The sequence below is a fragment of the Enterococcus sp. DIV0294 genome (assembly GCF_050558155.1).
Taxonomy (GTDB): domain Bacteria; phylum Bacillota; class Bacilli; order Lactobacillales; family Enterococcaceae; genus Enterococcus; species Enterococcus faecalis.
The window spans coordinates 2,062,841-2,081,967 of sequence record NZ_CP187889.1 but is presented as its reverse complement, the minus strand read 5'-3'; the positions used below and the strand labels follow the sequence as shown (position 1 = coordinate 2,081,967).

Annotated in this window: 19 protein-coding genes; all 19 read left to right on the top strand. The window is 39.6% G+C overall.

The window, feature by feature from the left end; translation table 11 throughout:
- The first annotated feature begins 12 nt into the window (after positions 1 to 12).
- The 19 genes from dpaL (at position 13) to gltA (ending at position 19,115) form a co-directional block, all read left to right on the top strand.
- On the top strand, positions 13 to 1,230 hold the full coding sequence (gene dpaL / locus IGJ20_RS10125; RefSeq protein WP_126254644.1) for a diaminopropionate ammonia-lyase: 1,218 nt from the start codon (positions 13 to 15) through the stop codon (positions 1,228 to 1,230).
- Complete coding sequence (locus tag IGJ20_RS10120) at positions 1,197 to 2,522, top strand: YgeY family selenium metabolism-linked hydrolase (protein WP_126254643.1); 1,326 nt, start codon at positions 1,197 to 1,199, stop codon at positions 2,520 to 2,522. Before dpaL ends, IGJ20_RS10120 begins: the two co-directional genes overlap by 34 nt.
- Before the next feature lie 38 nt (positions 2,523 to 2,560).
- The gene (gene ygeW / locus IGJ20_RS10115; RefSeq protein WP_002359643.1) at positions 2,561 to 3,754 is read left to right on the top strand and encodes a knotted carbamoyltransferase YgeW; all 1,194 of its coding nucleotides are present in this window, start codon (positions 2,561 to 2,563) and stop codon (positions 3,752 to 3,754) included.
- 240 nt (positions 3,755 to 3,994) lie between these two features.
- Positions 3,995 to 4,939, top strand: a complete 945-nt coding sequence (gene arcC, locus IGJ20_RS10110; protein WP_002362589.1) for a carbamate kinase — start codon at positions 3,995 to 3,997, stop codon at positions 4,937 to 4,939.
- 14 nt (positions 4,940 to 4,953) lie between these two features.
- Entirely contained in the window at positions 4,954 to 5,334 is a 381-nt protein-coding gene (locus tag IGJ20_RS10105) for a RidA family protein (protein ID WP_002362244.1), read from the top strand.
- A gap of 93 nt (positions 5,335 to 5,427) precedes the next feature.
- Positions 5,428 to 6,747, top strand: a complete 1,320-nt coding sequence (locus IGJ20_RS10100; protein ID WP_002356594.1) for a nucleobase:cation symporter-2 family protein — start codon at positions 5,428 to 5,430, stop codon at positions 6,745 to 6,747.
- A gap of 93 nt (positions 6,748 to 6,840) precedes the next feature.
- Positions 6,841 to 7,200, top strand: coding sequence for a winged helix-turn-helix domain-containing protein (locus IGJ20_RS10095; RefSeq protein WP_002356595.1), 360 nt, complete (start codon positions 6,841 to 6,843; stop codon positions 7,198 to 7,200).
- A complete protein-coding gene (locus IGJ20_RS10090; RefSeq protein WP_104675244.1) occupies positions 7,197 to 8,204 on the top strand; it encodes an XdhC family protein in 1,008 nt (335 codons plus the stop codon). The genes IGJ20_RS10095 and IGJ20_RS10090 overlap by 4 nt, the downstream gene beginning before the upstream one ends.
- 121 nt (positions 8,205 to 8,325) lie before the next feature.
- On the top strand, positions 8,326 to 10,899 hold the full coding sequence (gene xdh, locus IGJ20_RS10085) for a selenium-dependent xanthine dehydrogenase (RefSeq protein WP_126254641.1): 2,574 nt from the start codon (positions 8,326 to 8,328) through the stop codon (positions 10,897 to 10,899).
- Between the two features lie 13 nt (positions 10,900 to 10,912).
- Positions 10,913 to 11,494 (top strand): molybdenum cofactor cytidylyltransferase, encoded by a 582-nt coding sequence (gene mocA, locus IGJ20_RS10080; protein WP_126254640.1) that lies wholly within the window; start codon positions 10,913 to 10,915, stop codon positions 11,492 to 11,494.
- 13 nt (positions 11,495 to 11,507) lie between these two features.
- Entirely contained in the window at positions 11,508 to 12,656 is a 1,149-nt protein-coding gene (gene sclA / locus IGJ20_RS10075) for a selenocysteine lyase SclA (RefSeq protein WP_126254639.1), read from the top strand.
- 15 nt (positions 12,657 to 12,671) lie between these two features.
- The gene (gene selD, locus IGJ20_RS10070) at positions 12,672 to 13,694 is read left to right on the top strand and encodes a selenide, water dikinase SelD (protein ID WP_002359657.1); all 1,023 of its coding nucleotides are present in this window, start codon (positions 12,672 to 12,674) and stop codon (positions 13,692 to 13,694) included.
- 15 nt (positions 13,695 to 13,709) lie between these two features.
- Positions 13,710 to 14,297, top strand: a complete 588-nt coding sequence (gene yedF / locus IGJ20_RS10065; protein WP_002374269.1) for a sulfurtransferase-like selenium metabolism protein YedF — start codon at positions 13,710 to 13,712, stop codon at positions 14,295 to 14,297.
- 20 nt (positions 14,298 to 14,317) lie between these two features.
- Positions 14,318 to 14,575, top strand: a complete 258-nt coding sequence (locus IGJ20_RS10060) for a DUF3343 domain-containing protein (RefSeq protein ID WP_002362598.1) — start codon at positions 14,318 to 14,320, stop codon at positions 14,573 to 14,575.
- Entirely contained in the window at positions 14,563 to 15,318 is a 756-nt protein-coding gene (gene yqeC, locus IGJ20_RS10055) for a selenium cofactor biosynthesis protein YqeC (RefSeq protein ID WP_002384172.1), read from the top strand. The genes IGJ20_RS10060 and yqeC overlap by 13 nt, the downstream gene beginning before the upstream one ends.
- Complete coding sequence (yqeB, locus tag IGJ20_RS10050) at positions 15,282 to 16,112, top strand: selenium-dependent molybdenum cofactor biosynthesis protein YqeB (protein ID WP_002379704.1); 831 nt, start codon at positions 15,282 to 15,284, stop codon at positions 16,110 to 16,112. Before yqeC ends, yqeB begins: the two co-directional genes overlap by 37 nt.
- 232 nt (positions 16,113 to 16,344) lie before the next feature.
- Positions 16,345 to 16,809 carry a flavodoxin gene (locus IGJ20_RS10045; RefSeq protein WP_002382673.1) on the top strand — a complete coding sequence of 155 codons (465 nt, stop codon included), beginning with the start codon at positions 16,345 to 16,347 and terminating at the stop codon, positions 16,807 to 16,809.
- 37 nt (positions 16,810 to 16,846) lie between these two features.
- On the top strand, positions 16,847 to 17,704 hold the full coding sequence (locus IGJ20_RS10040; RefSeq protein ID WP_161970845.1) for a sulfide/dihydroorotate dehydrogenase-like FAD/NAD-binding protein: 858 nt from the start codon (positions 16,847 to 16,849) through the stop codon (positions 17,702 to 17,704).
- On the top strand, positions 17,697 to 19,115 hold the full coding sequence (gltA, locus tag IGJ20_RS10035; RefSeq protein ID WP_126254637.1) for an NADPH-dependent glutamate synthase: 1,419 nt from the start codon (positions 17,697 to 17,699) through the stop codon (positions 19,113 to 19,115). Before IGJ20_RS10040 ends, gltA begins: the two co-directional genes overlap by 8 nt.
- Positions 19,116 to 19,127 lie beyond the last annotated feature (12 nt).

The following is a 19,127-nucleotide window of genomic DNA, read 5'->3' as shown; positions in this document are numbered from 1 at the left end:
GGAGAAGTATTTTTGGAAAAAATTAAATGGACAGCAAATGAAATGCCGAAGACGGAGGATAAGTACTTACCTCTGATGTCTAAAGAAAAAATTGAGAAAGCTTTGGCTTTTCACAAAAGTTTTCCACAGTATTCAGAAACACCATTAGCAGAATTGAATCATATGGCCGCTTATCTGGGGTTAAATGATTTCTTTGTTAAAGATGAATCTTATCGCTTTGGTTTAAATGCTTTTAAAGTCTTAGGTGGTTCTTTTGCCATGGCTAACTATATTGCCGAAAAATTAAAGAAAGATGTTTCGGAACTAACATATGATGAATTAACTTCTGATCAATTACGATCAGCTTTTGGACAAGCTACGTTTTTTACAGCAACTGATGGTAACCATGGACGAGGAGTCGCTTGGGCTGCGAATAAATTAGGCCAAAAATCAGTTGTACTCATGCCGAAGGGTTCAACACAGACGAGAAAAGAAAATATTGAAAAAGAAGGCGCAACCGTCACAATTGAAGAAGTTAATTACGATGAATGTGTACGAATGGCTAATAAAATGGCCGAAGAAACTGAAAACGGTGTCATGGTTCAAGACACCGCTTGGGACGGATATGAAAAAATTCCGACTTGGATTATGCAAGGATACGGAACGATGGCGTTAGAAGCCTCTCAACAATTAAGAAAATTTGGCTCTGAACGACCTAGTCATGTTTTTGTTCAAGCTGGTGTCGGTAGTTTAGCTGGTGCGGTGATTGGTTATTTTGCTAATGCTTTTCCAGAAAACCCACCGATTATGGTCGTAGTTGAGGCACAGGCGGCTGATTGTTTATACCAATCAGCAATTAAAAAAGACGGAGAAATTCGCTTTGTCGATGGTGATTTACAGACAATTATGGCTGGCCTAGCATGTGGAGAACCTAATACGATTTCTTTTGATATTCTAAAAAATCATACATCCTTCTTTGTTTCAGCACCAGATTGGGTTTCTGAAAAGGGAATGCGTATGTTGGGAGCGCCATTAAAAGGGGATCCGCAAGTTGTATCAGGCGAATCTGGGGCAGTAGCAATGGGCTTAGTAGCTACAGTGATGCAAGATCCCGACTATCAAGAATTACGTGAGGCATTGCAACTGGATGAGACGTCAAACGTTTTAATGTTTTCTACCGAAGGGGACACTGATCCAGACAATTATAAAAAAATTTTATGGAGGGAAAAGGAATGGATTTTAATGCAGTAAATGCAGCAGCAGAAGGTTACAGAGAAGATATGGTCAAATTTTTAAGAGACCTTGTCAAAATTCCAGGAGAAAGTGCAGAAGAAGGCAACAAAATTGCGCGAGCAAAAGCCGAAATGGAAAAATTAGGTTTCGATAAAATTGACATTGATCCTCAAGGAAATTTACTTGGTTATATGGGGTCTGGTGAAAAATTAATTGCTTTTGATGGGCACATGGATACTGTCGGAATTGGTGAAATGAGTAACTGGAAATTTGATCCTTACGATGGTTATGAAACAGAAACTGAGATCGGTGGTCGCGGTACATCTGACCAAGAAGGCGGGATTGTTTCGGCTATTTATGGCGCTAAAATCATGAAAGATTTAGGTCTATTATCAGAAAAATATACTGCTTTAGTAACAGTTACTGTCCAAGAAGAAGACTGTGACGGTTTATGCTGGCAATACATTATCAAAGAAGACGGTATCCGTCCAGAATTTGTTGTTTCAACAGAACCAACAGATGGTGGGATTTATCGTGGTCAACGAGGCCGAATGGAAATTAAAGTTGATGTCAAAGGCGTTTCGTGTCATGGCTCAGCTCCAGAACGTGGAGATAATGCCATTTACAAAATGGCGGATATCTTACAAGATGTTCGTGCCTTAAACAACAATGGAGATACAGAAAGCACAGCGATTCGTGGTTTAGTTCGTATGTTAGATCCTAAGTACAATCCAGAGTGGCAAGAAGCCCGTTTCTTAGGTCGTGGTACGGTGACTGTTTCGCAAATTTTCCATTCTTCACCAAGTCGGTGTGCTGTTGCGGATGGCTGTACCGTTTCACTAGACCGTCGAATGACTGCTGGAGAAACTTGGGAAAGTTGTTTAGAAGAAATTCGCAATTTACCAGCTGTTAAAAAATATGGAGATGATGTGACGGTTTTAATGTACAACTATGATCGTCCTTCTTATACTGATTTAACTTATGAAATTGAATGTTATTTCCCAACGTGGGTAATTCCAGAAAATCATGATGTAACAAAAGCCTTGATGGAAACGCATAAAAATCTCTATGGAGAAACACGGAAAGGCTCTGTAGAAACAGTGGAAATGCGTGAAGAACGCCCATTGTTAGATAAGTGGACCTTCTCAACAAATGGCGTTTCAATTATGGGACGTAATGGTATTCCTTGTATTGGTTTCGGGCCAGGGGCGGAAGCACAAGCACATGCACCAAATGAAAAAACTTGGAAAGATGATTTGGTTCGTTGTGCAGCCGTTTATGCGGCATTACCAACGGTCTATTGTGGTTAAGTAAAGGATTATTAGACAAGAAAAAAGGAGCAGATGGAATGGAAACGTTTAAAGAATATATTGAGAAATTAGATAAATTAGAATTTGAAAAAATGTACGAAAATGACTTTTTCCTAACTTGGGAAAAAACAAGAGATGAATTAGAAGCTGTTTTCACAGTTGCCGATACATTACGCTATTTAAGAGAAAATAATATTTCAACTAAAATCTTTGATAGTGGCTTGGGGATTTCTTTATTCCGCGACAACTCTACAAGAACACGTTTTAGTTTCGCTTCAGCGTGTAATCTTTTGGGCTTAGAAGTTCAAGATTTAGACGAAGGAAAAAGTCAAATTTCTCACGGAGAAACTGTTCGTGAGACAGCAAACATGATTTCTTTTATGGCTGATATCATTGGTATTCGTGATGACATGTACATTGGTAAAGGTAATGCTTACATGCACGAAGTATCAGAATCTGTCCAAGAAGGATATAAAGATGGGGTATTAGAACAACGCCCAACGTTAGTGAATTTACAATGTGATATTGACCATCCGACGCAAGCAATGGCGGATGCGTTGCATTTAATTCATGAATTTGGTGGCATTGAAAACCTGAAAGGGAAAAAAGTTGCCATGACTTGGGCGTATTCACCATCTTATGGAAAACCATTATCTGTTCCTCAAGGAATTGTTGGTCTAATGACCCGTTTAGGAATGGATGTCGTCTTAGCACATCCAGAAGGTTATGAAATTATGCCAGAAGTAGAAGAAGTTGCGAAGAAAAATGCGGCAGAATTTGGTGGAAACTTTACTAAAACGAATAGTATGGCAGAAGCATTCAAAGATGCGGATGTTGTTTATCCGAAAAGCTGGGCACCTTTTGCGGCAATGGAAAAGCGAACTGAATTATATGGCAATGGTGACCAAGCAGGAATTGATCAATTAGAACAAGAATTACTTTCTCAAAATAAAAAGCACAAAGATTGGGAATGTACAGAAGAATTGATGAAAACAACGAAAGACGGCAAAGCTTTGTATATGCATTGTCTACCAGCTGATATTACTGGCGTTAGTTGTGAAGAAGGCGAAGTGGAAGCTTCTGTTTTCGATCGTTATCGGGTCGAACTTTACAAAGAAGCTAGCTACAAACCGTATGTTATTGCGGCTATGATTTTCTTAAGTAAAGTAAAAAATCCGCAAAAAACCTTAACAGACTTAGCGGATAAAGCGACACCAAGAGAAGTAAAATAATGAATTTGGCATGAAGACAGATGCTTTTTCTTTACACAATGAATCATTAGAAGTTGCCTCTTCAACATGAACAAATAAGACCTTCCCAAGTCTATTCATGAATGTGTGATTGTCTCGAGTCAAGAACGCTTAGTCATGTGCGTTGACTTCATGCAACGACAACAGACAGTTAATACGAAAACTCGTTGTGAAAAAGAAAAAGCATCGTCCTTTTTATAAAACAGAAAATGAGGTGAAGCAATGGGCAAACGCGTCGTAGTAGCTTTAGGTGGCAATGCTTTAGGAAATAATTTGACGGAGCAGATGACTGCCGTAAAACAGACCTCCAAAGCGATTGCAGATTTGATTGAAGCAGGATATGAAGTTATTTTATCTCATGGCAATGGTCCTCAAGTGGGGATGATTCAATTAGCTATGGAAGAATTTTCCTTTAATAATCCACAATATCCAGTTGTTCCGTTATCCATGTGCGTAGCCATGAGTCAAAGTTACATTGGCTATGATTTAGAGAATGCGCTACAAGAAGAGTTGCGTCAGCGAAATATAAGTAAAGCCGTCACCACCATAGTCACTCAAGTGGTCGTGGATGAAAATGATCCGGCGTTCAAAAAACCAACGAAACCAATTGGCCGCTTCATGACAAAAGAAGAAGCAGAACAATTAGTCAAAGAAAAAAATATACAAGTGATGGAAGATGCTGGCCGTGGTTATCGCCAAGTCGTCGCTTCTCCTAAACCAAAAAATATTGTCGAACTTCTCACGATTCAAACATTGGTTGATGCTGGCCAAACAGTCATTGCTGGCGGCGGTGGTGGCATCCCAGTCATTCAAGAAGGGAACCGACTAAAAGGTGTAAATGCAGTCATCGACAAAGATTTTTGTAGTGAACGACTGGCTGAACAAGTAGATGCTGATCTGCTCGTGATTTTAACAGCAGTTGAAAAAGTTTGTATTAATTTTGGTAAAGAAAATCAAGAAGCCTTAGGGAATGTTTCAACAGAAAAAATGAAACAATATGCGCAAGAAGGTCAGTTTGCTCCAGGTTCAATGTTACCAAAAGTTGAAGCAGCGATTAAGTTTGCTGAATCTAAGCCAGGTCGAAAAACATTGATTACGTTATTAGAAAAAGCCAAAGAAGGATTATCTGGAAAAACAGGGACTTTAATTGAAAATAAAGAATCATAGAATGGAGGAAAACGATGACAAACAAAATGATTAATTCTGCACAGGCACCAGCTGCTGTAGGGCCTTATTCACATTCTGTCTTAGCGGGAAATACGTTGTACATTTCTGGACAACTAGGATTAGATCCGCAATCGGGCGAAATGAAGACTACAGTGGAAGAACAAGCAAAACAAGCTTTTATCAATTTAGGTTCGATTTTAAAAGAGGTCGAGATGACCTATGATAATGTTGTGAAAACAACGGTGTTTTTACAACATATGTCTGATTTTAGCAAAATTAACGAAATCTATGGGAATTACTTTTCAGAAGTTTTGCCTGCACGTTCTTGTGTAGAAGTAGCCAAGTTGCCAAAAGATGGTTTATTTGAAATTGAAGCAGTTGCTGTCAAAGGATAATTTTTAAGATGTTTCTGAGGGAAAAAGGATTGCATTCTTTACTGATTAAGGGGAACAATCCTTTTAGAATAAAAAGAAGAAGGAAACGATCCTATGAATGAAAAAAAAGAGCAAGCATTATTTGAATATGATGCGAAACTATCAATTTCTGAAGCAATTCCGATGGGATTGCAACACGTTGTCGCAGCAGTAGTAGGGATTGTCACACCGGGAATCATGATTGCCAAAGTTTGCCAATTAAGTCCTAGTGATACGACTATTTTGATTCAAACATCATTGATTTTTTCAGCAGTTGCAACGTTAATTCAACTTTTCCCTATTTTTGGAAAAGTGGGTTCACGGTTACCAGTTATGATGGGGGCAAGTTTTGCGTATGTACCGATTTTGATGGCCATCGGAGCTGATTTTGGGATTGCAGCAATTTTTGGTTCCCAATTAGTTGGCAGTATTCTTGTTATTATTGTTGGTTTGTTCATTAAAAAAATCCGTGTGTTGTTTCCGCCTTTAGTAACAGGAACGGTTATTTTAAGTATTGGACTATCCCTGTTTCCAGTTGCGATTAAGTATATGGCAGGAGGAGCTGGTAGTGCTGATTTTGGTTCAGCCCGGAATTGGTTAGTTGCATTATTAACCTTTGCGATTGTTTTTTACTTCAATTATTTTGCAAAAGGATTTTTGAAGTTATCAGCAATTTTAAACGGAATGGTTATTGGTTATTTGATTTCTTTAGCTTTAGGGATGGTTAGTTTTGAGCCAGTTCAAAATGCTAAAATCGTTCAGGTAATTACCCCGTTTCACTTTGGACTGGATTTTCAATTGGTACCAATCTTTACGCTTGTAGTGATGTTTATTGTTGATGCTGTTCAAGCCATCGGTCAATTTACAGCAACAACGGTTGGGGCAATGGATCGGGATGCAACGGATGAAGAATTATCTGGCGGAATTATGGGGAGTGGTTTCACTAACTTTATTGGCAGTTTATTTGGATCAATCCCAGTGGCAACTTTTGGACAAAATGTTGGTCTGGTTACGGTAACAAAAGTGATTAATAAGTATGTTCTGGTTTTCGCTTCAGTTATATTATTAATTGCTGGTTTTGTTCCGAAAGTAGCTGCGTTATTAACTACGATTCCTTACGCGGTAATTGGTGGTGCAACGATTTCAGTTTTTGCTTCTATTTCTATGACAGGTATTCGGATGATTGCTTCGCAGGAAATGACTCCTCGAAATACTGGGGTTGTCGGAACAGCTCTAGCATTTGGAATTGGTGTCACATTGTCTACTGGAAGCTTAGCTGGTTTTCCAACTTGGGTAACAACGATTTTCGGTAATTCGGAAGTTATCTTAACCACTTTGGTAGCAGTCCTTTTAAATGTCATTTTAAAACCAAAAAAACGTGTAGCACTTGAGTGAAGATTGCTTTTTTTGATACGAAAGTGAGTAAGCTTTCGTATCCTTTTTCCCTTACGTTATCTATAAAAAAATGAACGAATAAAGGAGGAGAAGATGTTTACGTATTCCTTGAACTTAAAATTAAAAACAGATCGGAACTTTTTTGGTCCTGGCGTTGTCGAAGTTTTACAAAAAATTCAGCAAACTGGTTCACTAAACTTAGCGGCAAAAGAGATGAAAATGTCTTATAATAAGGCATGGCGGATTGTGCGGGTAGCTGAAGAAGAGCTATCTTTTCCATTAATTATCAAAAGCGTTGGCGGTTGTAATGGTGGCGGGTCAATTGTTACGGATCAAGGAAAAGAGTTGATTGATCAATATCTTTTATTTGAGAAAAAAGTGTATCAACAGGTAGAGGCATGCTTTGAAGAAATATTTAAAGAACAGGATGTAGTATCGGAGGAACTGAAATGAGAGAAGTATTTCAGCGTTTGAAACAGGCAATATTGGAAAAGCAAGACACGATGTTATTAACGATTGGTACAAGTTCAGGATCCACACCACGAAGTCAAGGGGCTAGAATGCTGGTTTCCGCCGAAGGTAGAATAGCCGGAACTGTTGGTGGTGGCGCGGTTGAATTTCAGGCTGAACAAGTGGCAAAAAAGCTACTTATTGAGAAAGAAAATGCACAACGTCAATTTATTTTAGCCCCGAATAATATTGCTGATTTAGGCATGGTCTGTGGCGGAAATGTCACGATTTTTTTCCATTATCTTTCATGGGAAACGCCATTTTTAAAAGAGTTGTGTGAGTCCATAGAAACGCATTTTCAAAATAATCAACAAGGTTGGTTAATGACTGAACTAGATCAAAACAATTTAGGAAAAGTATCCTTTTATAGTGAAACAGGCGAATTGATTGGTTCCACTTCTTGGGAGGGGGAATTAAGTTTGCTACCTAAAGGTATCCATTGTGAGCAAAAAGAGGAAATCACTTTTTTAACAGAAGCGATCCTCCAAGTAGGGAAAGTGTATATTTTTGGAAGTGGTCATGTCGCACGCGCATTGGTACCTATTTTAAACTATTTATCGTTTTATTGCGTTGTAGTGGACGATCGTCCAGAATTTTTGACGGCACAAGCTTTTCCACAAGCTGAGGAACTACGGGTTATTCCTTTAGAAAATTTAGCTGCGTTTATTGAAATAACGGCGGACGATTATGGTATAGTAATTACCAGAGGACACAATTTTGATTTCATCGTTGCCAAACAGTTATTGGAAACACCAGCCAAATATATTGGTGTGATGGGGAGCAAACACAAAATTGCTTCACAAGTTCGACGGTTAAAAGAGGTCGGTTATACAATGAATGAAATTGAAAGAATTTTCATGCCAATTGGCTTAAATATTGCAGCCGAAACACCAGAAGAGTTAGCGATTAGCATCGCGGGAGAATTAATTCAACAGCGCTATCAATAATGAGGACCTTCAAGTTAAATAAAAAAAGTTTTTTTGCTAAAAAATAATTTTTAGAACGAAGATTTGTGGTATAATCTAGGTGATTGAACACTAAACTATATCAGAAATCGAGGTGCAAGAAATGTATTCAATTATTGTAAATGGTCAAAGTGAAACCTGTGAAACAAACAAAAAATTAATGGACTTTTTGCGGGAGGATCTGGGCCTAACTGGAACAAAAGATGGCTGTAACCAAGGCTCTTGCGGTGCATGTACGGTGTTAGTAAATGGAAAGGCTTCCAAAGCATGTTTGTTTACTCTAGAAAAATTAGCTGGTAAAGAAGTCACGACAATCGAAGGTTTAAGCCAACGGCAAAAAGATGTCTATGCCTATGCGTTCGCAAAAACGGGTGCAGTTCAGTGCGGGTATTGCATCCCTGGGATGGTTATTTCGGCACAAGGATTATTGAACAAGAAACCCGAACCCACAAAAGAAGACATTCAGAAAGCTATACGAGGAAACATTTGTCGTTGTACAGGATATGTGAAAATAATAGAAGCCATTCAGTTAGCTGCTAAAATGTTTTGTGAAGAAACGAGCATTCCAGAAGAACATTCAAATGGTAAATTAGGGGAAGACTTCCAACGGGTCGATGCAGTGGAGAAAACATTAGGCACAGGGATTTATGTAGATGACATTGACATAGAAGGAATGCTTCATGCATCAGCTTTGCGGAGTGCCTATCCTCGCGCAAAAGTTCTATCAATCGATAGTACCCAAGCATTGGCGCATCCTGACTGTGTGGCTGTGTTCACAGCTAAAGACGTTCCAGGAAATAATAAAATTGGTCATTTAGAATTTATTTCCGATTGGGATGTAATGATTCCAGAAGGTGAAATAACACGGTATGTTGGGGATGCAGTGGCACTCGTTGTTTCAAAAAGAAAAGAAACCTTACCAGAGATAAAAAATTTAGTGGAAGTTGATTACGAAGAAATGATACCGCTTACTTCTTGTGAAGCTGCTTTAGCAGAAGGTGCACCAGCTATTCATGAAAAGGGCAATATCTTGTCTCATGAACACTTGGTACGTGGCAACGCAGATGAAGTATTAGCAAATTCTGCGTTTGTAGTGACAGAACATTATTCCGTACCAATTAACGAACATGCCTTTATGGAACCCGAGTGTGCGATTGCACAGCCTGAAGGTGAGGGCATTTTACTCTTTAGTGCGGGTCAAAGTATCTATGATGAACAACGGGAAGTGGCTCGGATGTTAGGACTAGACAAGGAAAAAATTCATGTTCAATCAAAACTTGTTGGTGGTGGTTTTGGTGGAAAAGAAGACATGAGTGTTCAGCATCATGCATCCTTAGCCGCTTGGTTATTGAAGAAACCAGTAAAAGTACTGCTAAGCCGTGAAGAAAGTTTGATGGTTCATCCTAAACGCCATGGCATGGAAATGGACTTTACGACCGGCTGTGATGAAGAAGGCAATTTAACTGCAATGAAAGCAGTGATTTATGCGGATACTGGGGCCTATGCTTCTTTAGGAGGACCAGTATTGCAACGGGCTTGTACACATGCGGCAGGTCCTTACAAGTATCAAACGATTGATGTGGAAGGGTTTGCTGTATATACTAATAATCCGCCAGCAGGTGCATTTCGTGGATTTGGTGTTTGCCAAACGGCTTTTGCAATTGAAAGTAATTTAAACTTGTTAGCAGAAAAAGTCGGACTATCACCATGGGAAATACGCTTTAAAAATGCCGTCGCCCCAGGAGATACTTTACCGAATGGACAATTGGTCTCGAAAAATGCGGCGTTAAAAGAAGCCTTGTTAGCAGTTAAAGACGTCTATGGACAAGCGGAAGTTGCTGGAATTTCTAGTTTCTTTAAAAATAGTGGCGTGGGTGTGGGGCTACCTGATACAGGGCGTTGTATTATTTCTGTTGAAGAAGGAAAAATACATGTCCGCACAAGTGCTGCTTGTATCGGTCAAGGGATGGCAACCGTTACGACGCAAATTGCCTGTGAAACATTAAATTTACCACCAGAAATGATTGTTGCGGAAGCACCTGATACGAGAAGAACGCCGAATTCAGGAACAACAACGGCTTCGAGGCAGTCACTCTTCACAGGAGAAGCAACTAGAAGAGCGGCAATGCAATTACGGTATGAACTTGATATGGGACGTGCTTTAAGCGATTTGGAAGGCGAAGAATTTTATGGGGAATATTCAGCGAAAACGGATCCGTTAATTAATGATAAAAAAAGTCCAGTTAGTCATGCTGGCTATGGTTATGCTGCTGAAGTAGCTATTCTAGATGACAAAGGAAAAGTAGCTAAATTTGTGGCTGCGTATGATATGGGGCAAGTGGTGAATCCACGAGCTGCTAAAGGTCAAATTGAAGGTGGGATTGCGATGGGCATGGGGTATGCTTTAACTGAAAAATTTGCCTTAGAAGAAGGCTATGTTAAAGCAAAATATGCAACGCTAGGATTAGTGAACGCTACTCAAGTACCACCAATCGAAACAATTTTGGTTCATGCTGACAATCTTCACGAAGGTTTAGCCTATGGAATTAAAGGCGTAGGTGAGTTAGCAACGATCCCTACCGCACCAGCTTTAGCAGGCGCATATTTCGCCTTGGATGGTCAGCTCCGACCAAGTCTGCCTTTAGAAAATACCCCTTATCAAAAGAAAAAAAGATAAAAGGAGACAACTCATGTCACTCGTTAGTGTCATTATTCTAGCATCGGGCAATTCACAACGGATGGGCCAAAATAAATTGTTCTTAAAATATCAAGGAAAAACATTTTTAGAGCACACGTTAACCTTAGTGAATCAATTAGACGTATTAGAACGGATTTTAGTTGTTTCGCCTGAGAATCAGCCAGCGTTTCCTTTACCTAAGAACATTCAGTTGATTCTCAATCATCAATGGCAAGAAGGACAAAGTAGCAGTATTCGTTTAGGAACCGAACAAGCTCGGGGAGCTGGCTATTTATACTTACCTAGTGATCAACCATTGTTAACACCTAAAATGCTACAACCCGTGTTAGATAAATGTCAGAGAAATAAAATTGTAGTGCCATTACAAAAAGATGGTTGTCCTAGTAGTCCAGTATTATTCGGTAATCAATTTCGACAAGAACTATTAACATTGACTGGTGAAACAGGCGGACGCATGATTTGTGAACGCTTTCCAGAAGCAGTTCAGATGTTGAAAATAGCGACTCCTGGCCGTTTAAAAGATATCGATACGCCAGAAGAGTACAGAAAATTAATTCAAGAAACCAACAGTTAGAGAGGAAAAGCGTATGAAGGACTTGGTTTATTTAAATTATGCAGCGACTTCCTATAAAAAATTTCCAGCAACCATTGAGGCTTTGACTGCCTATTTAGCAGAAAATCAGTTCATGAATTACGGAAGAAATGCCCCTTTGCTTAGAGAGGGGCTTCCTCTTTTAGAGACACGTCAATTGTTAGCAGACTTTTTTCAGGCACCCAGTGCGGCTCAGATTACGTTTACGAATAACGCAACAGCTTCCTTAAATCTTGCATTAGCGGGGATTTTACAACCTGGCGACCATGTGATTACGACTATGTTAGAACATCATGCAGTAGCCAGACCTCTTCACTTGCTTGAGAAAGAACGAGGCATTTCAGTCACATATGTTGCTTGTCAAAAAACTGGCCTGTTAGATGTAGAAGATATTCAGCGAGCCTGGCGAACGAATACAAAAGCCTTGGTGATGACACACGCATCCAATGTCTTAGGCACCATTTTACCCATTGAAGAATGTTTTCAATGGGCCCAACAGAAAGGATTATTAACTGTTTTGGATGCGGCTCAAACGGCGGGATTTTTACCAATAAAAATGACCCAGATGGCCATTGATGTGTTAGCCTTTACTGGACATAAAAGCTTATATGGATTAGCAGGTATTGGTGGGTTAGCTTTTAGTGAGCAAGGGGCTGAAGCGGTCAAACCACTGATAACGGGCGGTACTGGTAGCCATTCTAATTCCTTTGATCAACCCTCTTTTTTACCAGATAAATTTGAAGCTGGTACGTTAAACAGTTTAGGTATTCTAAGCTTAAATAGTTCTGTTAAAGAGTTGAATAAAATTGGGTTAGCAGCGATTCAAAAGCACGAACGAACCTTAATGCAGAATTTTTTTAATGGTTTATCAGGGTTACCTGTCACAATTTTAGGAACCAAGGACGTGGCACAAACTGTCCCTGTTGTTTCTATCACACTGTGGAATCAGGAAGAAACAGTGGTGGCACAGCAACTAGCAGAACAATATGGCATTATGACGCGCGCAGGTTTGCATTGTGCACCATTAGCCCATGAAACAGCTGGGACTTTAGCAACTGGCACCTTACGCTTTAGCTTTGGTTGGCAGACAACGCCTGAAGAAATTACTTGGACAATTCACGCTTTACAAGAACTACTAATTTGAGAAGGAGCGGACAGCATGGATTTTTTATCACAATGTACATCAGGTGGCTGCGGGGCAAAAATTGAATCCCGTGTACTGAACCAATTGTTGCAACACTTACCCGAAACACCGGCAAATGAGCGGCTACTCGTCGGATTTGAACATGCCGACGACGCTGCTGTTTACCAAATAACGTCTGAAAAAGCTTTGATTTCAACGGTAGATTTTTTTTCGCCAATGGTCAATGATCCGTTATCATTTGGAAAAATTGCGGTCGCTAATGCTTTAAGTGATGTCTATGCCATGGGCGGTACAGTCCTTTATGCGTTAAATCTTGTTTGTTTTCCACAAAAGATGTCAAAAGAATGGTTGGAACAAATGCTCTTGGGTGGCAGTTTAAAATTAAAGGAAGCGGGTGCTTTACTGGCGGGAGGCCATTCGATTTATGACCATGAACCCAAGTATGGCTTAGCGGTAACTGGAGAAGTTCATCCAGAAAATTTGTGGCATAATAATACGCCACAGGTGGGGGATGTCTTGATTTTAACTAAAGCATTAGGTGTAGGAATTATTCAAGCGGCTGTTCGGGGGCAATTAGCGAAGCAGACGGAACAAAAAATCGCACAAGATTCGATGGAACGTTTAAATAAATATGCCGCTGCAAATGCTCGATCCTACGCAGTACATGCTTGTACTGATGTGACTGGGTTTGGTCTATTAATTCATGCAAAAGAAATGGCTGATAATCAGGTAACATTACTGATTGATACAGAAGCATTACCAACCATTACAGGAGCGTTGGCCTACGCCGCAGAATGTTTAGTCACTGCAGCTGGGCAAAGAAACCGCCAAACAATCGGAACGACAATCGATTATTCAAAAATTTCTATGGAAATGCAAGAACTTTTGTTTGATCCACAAACATCTGGCGGACTGTTAATTAGTGTCGCTGCTGACGAAGCGGCAGCCTGTTTAGCAGCTATTCAAAAAGAGGACCCTGTTGCCAAAATTATTGGTGAGGTTCTGCCAAAAGAACAACAAGCAGTAGTACTTTTATAGAGAGAAGGACCAAATATGAAATTAGTAGATGCGTTGGGAAAACCTTGCCCAATACCTGTGATTGAAACAAAAAAAGCCTTGGCGGAGTTAGGTTTAGCTGGAGGCACTATCGAAGTTTTAGTCGATAACGAAGTAGCTGTTGAAAATTTGAAAAAATTAGCTGCTAAAAAACAGGCCACTTTGACTGCAAAGCAGATAGAAGCCACGGTTTTCTCTGTCAAAATTACGGTACCTGAAGAAGCGACTCAACAAACAAGTCAGTCAGCAACAGATTTAGTAATTACGATTGGCTCCGATCAATTAGGTACTGGAGACGAGCAGCTAGGACGACTATTAATGAAAAGTTATCTTCAATCATTATCAGAAGCAGAAACTGTTCCTACACAGCTATTATTCTTTAATCGAGGGGCGTTTTTAACGAATCAAGCAGCGAATACCTTAGCTGATTTGCAACAATTAGCGGAGAAAGGAACCACGATTAAAACGTGTGGGGCCTGTTTAGATTTTTATCATTTAACAGACACCTTAGCCATCGGCTCTATTACTAATATGTACGAAATTGTTGAAACAATGAATCAAGCGGCTAAAGTAATTACGCTTTAACAAAAAAAGAAGGTGAAAAGATGGAGTATTTGCTAACCTTTCCGAATACACATTATGCTGTTCAGGCGGAACAAGTACTGTTGACAAGAAAGGTGGCTGTTCGCGTCTTTACTTTGCCACCATCATTGACGGATGGCTGTGGGATCGGTTTACTCATTAATGAAGCGGAAATAACTCGCAGTGTATGTTTTTTAGAAGAAGCAAAAGTACGCGTAGCCTCTATTTTTTCTGTGAAAAATGACCTTGGGGAAAGGAGGTACCAACTGTGGAGTCCTTAAAAAAGTGTTTTGATTTACAAGGAAAGGAGATTGTGTCGATTGTTGGTAGTGGTGGGAAAACAAGCTTAATGTGGGCGCTAGCAAAAACATATCGAAAAGAAGCTGTTCTGGTTAGTACAACCACAAAAATTGGGTTTCCCCAACGTCAATTGTATGATTATTTTTATACAAACCATTTTGAAAAAATAACGCCGAATATCTGCGGAATCACTTTAGCAGGAACCGCTATCAACAACCAAACAAAACTAACAATGCCTGCAATGACCTCGTTTCAAACATTGTTTCAGCACTTCACGAAAGTTTTTTTAGAAGCGGATGGGTCCAAACAACGACCTTTGAAAGGCTGGTCCTCTTATGAACCCGTGATATTAAAAGAAACAACCACCACAATTGGTGTGCTTCCGATTTCTGTGATTGGTCAAAAGATAGATGAAACGACCATTCATCGGTTGCCGCTTTTTTTGGAATTAACCGATGCGCAACTACAAGAACCAATCACAGAAACATTGTTAGCTCAACTGATTGCTCATCCAAAAGGATTGTTTAAAGAGAGCCAAGGCCAACGAATTTTATGTTTAAATCAAACCCATACGCGAAGAGAGTTCGTTCAAGCGATGAATGTCTGTCTTCAATTACCCAAAAGCTGTTTTGAAAAATTAGACAAGATTATTGCTTGCAATATGGAATTAGAGAAAGGACTTATTTTATGGGAGAAATCAGTCAAAACATCCAAGAAAAATTAGTGATTGTTCGCGGAGGGGGCGATTTAGCGACAGGTGTTATCCAAAAATTATGGCACGTTGGCTTTAAAATACTAGTATTAGAAACAGAATGTCCTCTGGCCATTCGGCGGACTGTTTCAGTTTGTGATGCTATTTTTCAGAAAGAACAAAGAGTGGAAGATTTGGTTGCTGTTCGAATTACTTCATTAAAGGATTGCGCGAAATGTTGGCAGCAAAATAAGCTGCCTGTTTTTGTCGATCAAACAGCAAGTGCTATTCAACAATTGAAACCACTGATTGTTATCGATGCGATTTTGGCTAAGAAAAATTTAGGTACGCATCGAGGAATGGCACCGATTACGATTGCTTTAGGACCAGGCTTTTCAGCACCGCAAGATGTCGATGTTGTGATTGAGACAATGCGTGGCCATAGGTTGGGACGTTTATACTTTGAAGGAACAGCTTTACCTAATACAGGTATTCCAGGTGAAATTGGCGGAAAAAGTGCGGAACGAGTTGTCCATGCCCCTGCTTCAGGACAAGTTACCCACCTTAAAAACATAGGGGATCTCGTGTTGAAAGGGGAAGCATTATTCTTTATCGATCAGGTTCCAGTTTATTCACCTCTGACAGGGACTTTGAGAGGATTGATTTCAGAAAAGGTAACATGTTATCAAGGGTTGAAGTGTGCAGATGTAGATCCTCGACCAGTTGAAAAAGTCGATTGCTTGACGATCTCCGACAAAGCTCGTGCATTAGGGGGAGCGGTTTTAGAAGCAATTTTTATGATTGGAAGAAGGAAAAACGTTTTATAAAAAACCTAAATAATATTTTTTTTACCTTAAAAATATTGTTAAAAAGGTTTGGAATGTGGTATAGTAAAGACGTAGTAAAAAAACTCTATCTCGAAAGGGGAAGAGTACATACTTAGTTAGATTAGTTTGTGAATAAAATCATTTGTAAAAGTTATTTTTTTAAGAATTAATGTAAGGGGTTACAATTGCATTTGAATGCATTGAAATATTTAGGAAAAAAGAAAGGAAATGAATGAAGATGGCACTAGTAAAAATTGTTTATGCAAGTATGACTGGAAACACAGAAGAAATTTCCGAGATTTTGGAAGAACAGTTTCAAGAAGCTGGAGTTGAAGTAGAACGTGAAGAATGTTCAGAAGTTGATGTAGACTTCTTTGATGATGCAGATGCTTGTATTATCGCAACGTATACTTATGGTGATGGGGAACTGCCTTTTGAATTTGAAGATTTCTTTGATGAATTAACTGAAAAGGATTTAGCAGGTAAGCCATTTGGCGTTGTTGGTTCCGGTGATCGTGAATATGGTGAATTTTTCTGTAAATCAGCGCATGATTTTGTAGGAGCTTTTGAAAAAGCTGGTGCTAAAAAAGTAGCTGAAACAGTTGAAATTGAAAACAATGCAGAAGAAGAAGACATCGAAATGCTAAAAACATTTGTTAAAAGTGTTGCCACCACTTTATCTGATAGCGTTGCCTAAAGGTTTAAGAAAGTAGGAGTCAGAATGAAAAGGAATGATGAAGGTAGGTATTTCAATGTTTAATATTCTTCAGTCGACTCAATTATCTAGTAATACATTTGATTTTTGGCTGGAAGCGCCAAGAATAGCGACACATGCCCAGGCTGGCCAGTTTGTTATTTTAAGAATTGACGAAAAAGGAGAGCGGATCCCTTTAACGATTGCGGAGACAAATCCACAAGCAGGCAGTATTCGAATTATTTTCCAAGTAATCGGTAAGACAACAGCTGCACTTTCCCAACTTAAAACTTCAGACTCTTTGTTGGATATCACTGGACCTTTAGGTATGCCCACAAAAGTGAAGCAATATGGAACGGTGATGGTTGTCGGTGGCGGGGTTGGTATCGCGGCTATTTATCCAATTATCAAGGCTTTAAAAGAAGCAGGCAACCGAGTGATTACGATTTTGGGAGCACGAACAGCTGAGTTAGTTCTGTTACAAGAAGAATGCCGTCGTTATTCGGATGAACTAATCATTACAACGAATGATGGTTCATTAGGTAAAAAGGGCTTAGTAACAGAAGCGATGGAAGAAGTTATTGCACGTGAATCTGTAGCGTGCAGTTGGGCGATTGGGCCCAGCATCATGATGAAATTTTGTACCTTGACAGCTGAAAAACATCAATTACCAATTTATGTTTCCTTGAATCCTATTATGATTGACGGAACAGGCATGTGTGGCGGTTGTCGGGTCACTGTTGATGGCACCATGAAATTTGCCTGTGTTGATGGACCTGAGTTTAAAGGCAATGAAGTAAATTGGGATGAATTCATTAATCGAATGAAGCAATATCAGGAAGAAGAAGCAGTTTGCTTTACAGATCGTTTGAAAGAGCAGGTGGAGAAAAATGGCTAGAAAAAGTCGTATAAAAACACCGATTGCGGAACAAGCACCTACTATCAGAAAGAATAATTTTGAAGAGGTTTGCTTAGGCTATACATTAGCAGAAGGGCAAGAAGAAGCGATTCGCTGTTTACAATGTAAAAATGCACCTTGTATTGCTAAATGCCCCGTGATGATTGATATTCCTGGATTTATTTTAGCTATTCGTGAAAGAAACATGGAACAAGCAGCCAATATTTTAAGTAAATATACGAATTTACCTGCTATTTGTGGACGCGTTTGTCCGCAAGAGAAACAATGTGAACAAGTTTGTAAATTAGGGAAAGCCAAAAACTTTGAACCAGTGGCAATTGGCAAATTAGAACGTTTAGTTGCCGATTGGGCATTAAAAAATCACATGTTTCCAAAAAAAACAGCGGAACCAACAAAAGGGAAAATCGCAGTGGTCGGTTCTGGTCCTTCTGGGTTAACAGTTGCGGGGGATTTGGCAAAGCTCGGCTACGAAGTAATTATTTTTGAAGCGCTTCATGAAGCTGGTGGCGTATTAACCTATGGCATACCTGAATTTCGATTACCGAAAAAAATTGTTAAACAAGAAATTGCGAGTATTGAAGCCTTAGGTGTAACAATAAAAACCAATGTGGTAGTAGGTAAAACGATTACGATGGAAGAAATAATGTCAGAGTTTGATGCCTGTTATCTATCGGTTGGTGCAGGGGCACCAAATTTTATGGGAATCCCAGGAACTAGTTTAAATGGGGTTTATTCTTCTAGTGAATTTTTAACACGAATCAATTTAATGCATAGCTATGAGTTTCCAGAATATGATACACCGATTAAACGTGCTAAAAATGTTGTTGTGATTGGCGGCGGGAATGTTGCAATGGATGCCGCTCGTTCAGCCAAACGATTAGGCGCTGAAAATGTGAACATTGTGTATCGTCGTTCGTTAGAAGAATTACCAGCAAGAATTGAAGAATACCACCATTCCCTTGAAGAAGGAATTAACTATTATTGGTTAACGAATCCAATTGCTTATTTAGATGACCAACAAGGAAATCTAGCCGGTGTTGAATGTGTCAAAATGGTTTTAGGTGAACCAGATGTGTCTGGAAGACGACGACCAGAACCGGTTCCAGACAGCACGTTTACCATTCCTGCTGATGCAGTAATCGAGGCAATTGGCCAAGGGGCAAATCGAGTCTTGTTATCAACATATCCAGAAATAGAACTAAACCAATGGGGGTACATTCAGGCTGATCCTAAAACAGGAGCAACCTCAATACCTGGCGTTTTTGCTGGGGGCGATATAGTCACAGGTGCTGCCACCGTTATTTTAGCGATGGGCGCTGGGAAAATCGCAGCTAATGCAATTGATCAGTATGTCAAAACACAAAAAACAACAGTCACAAGCAATGCTTAGGAAAGATAAAAG

What these genes read in the sequence shown, in the direction of transcription:
- IGJ20_RS10120 (WP_126254643.1), top strand. Translation starts at nt 1,197, where the DNA reads ATGGAGGGAAAAGGAATGGATTTTAATGCAGTAAATGCAGCAGCAGAA.
- ygeW (WP_002359643.1), top strand. Translation starts at nt 2,561, where the DNA reads ATGGAAACGTTTAAAGAATATATTGAGAAATTAGATAAATTAGAATTT.
- arcC (WP_002362589.1), top strand. Translation starts at nt 3,995, where the DNA reads ATGGGCAAACGCGTCGTAGTAGCTTTAGGTGGCAATGCTTTAGGAAAT.
- IGJ20_RS10105 (WP_002362244.1), top strand. Translation starts at nt 4,954, where the DNA reads ATGACAAACAAAATGATTAATTCTGCACAGGCACCAGCTGCTGTAGGG.
- IGJ20_RS10100 (WP_002356594.1), top strand. Translation starts at nt 5,428, where the DNA reads ATGAATGAAAAAAAAGAGCAAGCATTATTTGAATATGATGCGAAACTA.
- IGJ20_RS10095 (WP_002356595.1), top strand. Translation starts at nt 6,841, where the DNA reads ATGTTTACGTATTCCTTGAACTTAAAATTAAAAACAGATCGGAACTTT.
- IGJ20_RS10090 (WP_104675244.1), top strand. Translation starts at nt 7,197, where the DNA reads ATGAGAGAAGTATTTCAGCGTTTGAAACAGGCAATATTGGAAAAGCAA.
- xdh (WP_126254641.1), top strand. Translation starts at nt 8,326, where the DNA reads ATGTATTCAATTATTGTAAATGGTCAAAGTGAAACCTGTGAAACAAAC.
- mocA (WP_126254640.1), top strand. Translation starts at nt 10,913, where the DNA reads ATGTCACTCGTTAGTGTCATTATTCTAGCATCGGGCAATTCACAACGG.
- sclA (WP_126254639.1), top strand. Translation starts at nt 11,508, where the DNA reads ATGAAGGACTTGGTTTATTTAAATTATGCAGCGACTTCCTATAAAAAA.
- selD (WP_002359657.1), top strand. Translation starts at nt 12,672, where the DNA reads ATGGATTTTTTATCACAATGTACATCAGGTGGCTGCGGGGCAAAAATT.
- yedF (WP_002374269.1), top strand. Translation starts at nt 13,710, where the DNA reads ATGAAATTAGTAGATGCGTTGGGAAAACCTTGCCCAATACCTGTGATT.
- IGJ20_RS10060 (WP_002362598.1), top strand. Translation starts at nt 14,318, where the DNA reads ATGGAGTATTTGCTAACCTTTCCGAATACACATTATGCTGTTCAGGCG.
- yqeB (WP_002379704.1), top strand. Translation starts at nt 15,282, where the DNA reads ATGGGAGAAATCAGTCAAAACATCCAAGAAAAATTAGTGATTGTTCGC.
- IGJ20_RS10045 (WP_002382673.1), top strand. Translation starts at nt 16,345, where the DNA reads ATGAAGATGGCACTAGTAAAAATTGTTTATGCAAGTATGACTGGAAAC.
- IGJ20_RS10040 (WP_161970845.1), top strand. Translation starts at nt 16,847, where the DNA reads ATGAAGGTAGGTATTTCAATGTTTAATATTCTTCAGTCGACTCAATTA.
- gltA (WP_126254637.1), top strand. Translation starts at nt 17,697, where the DNA reads ATGGCTAGAAAAAGTCGTATAAAAACACCGATTGCGGAACAAGCACCT.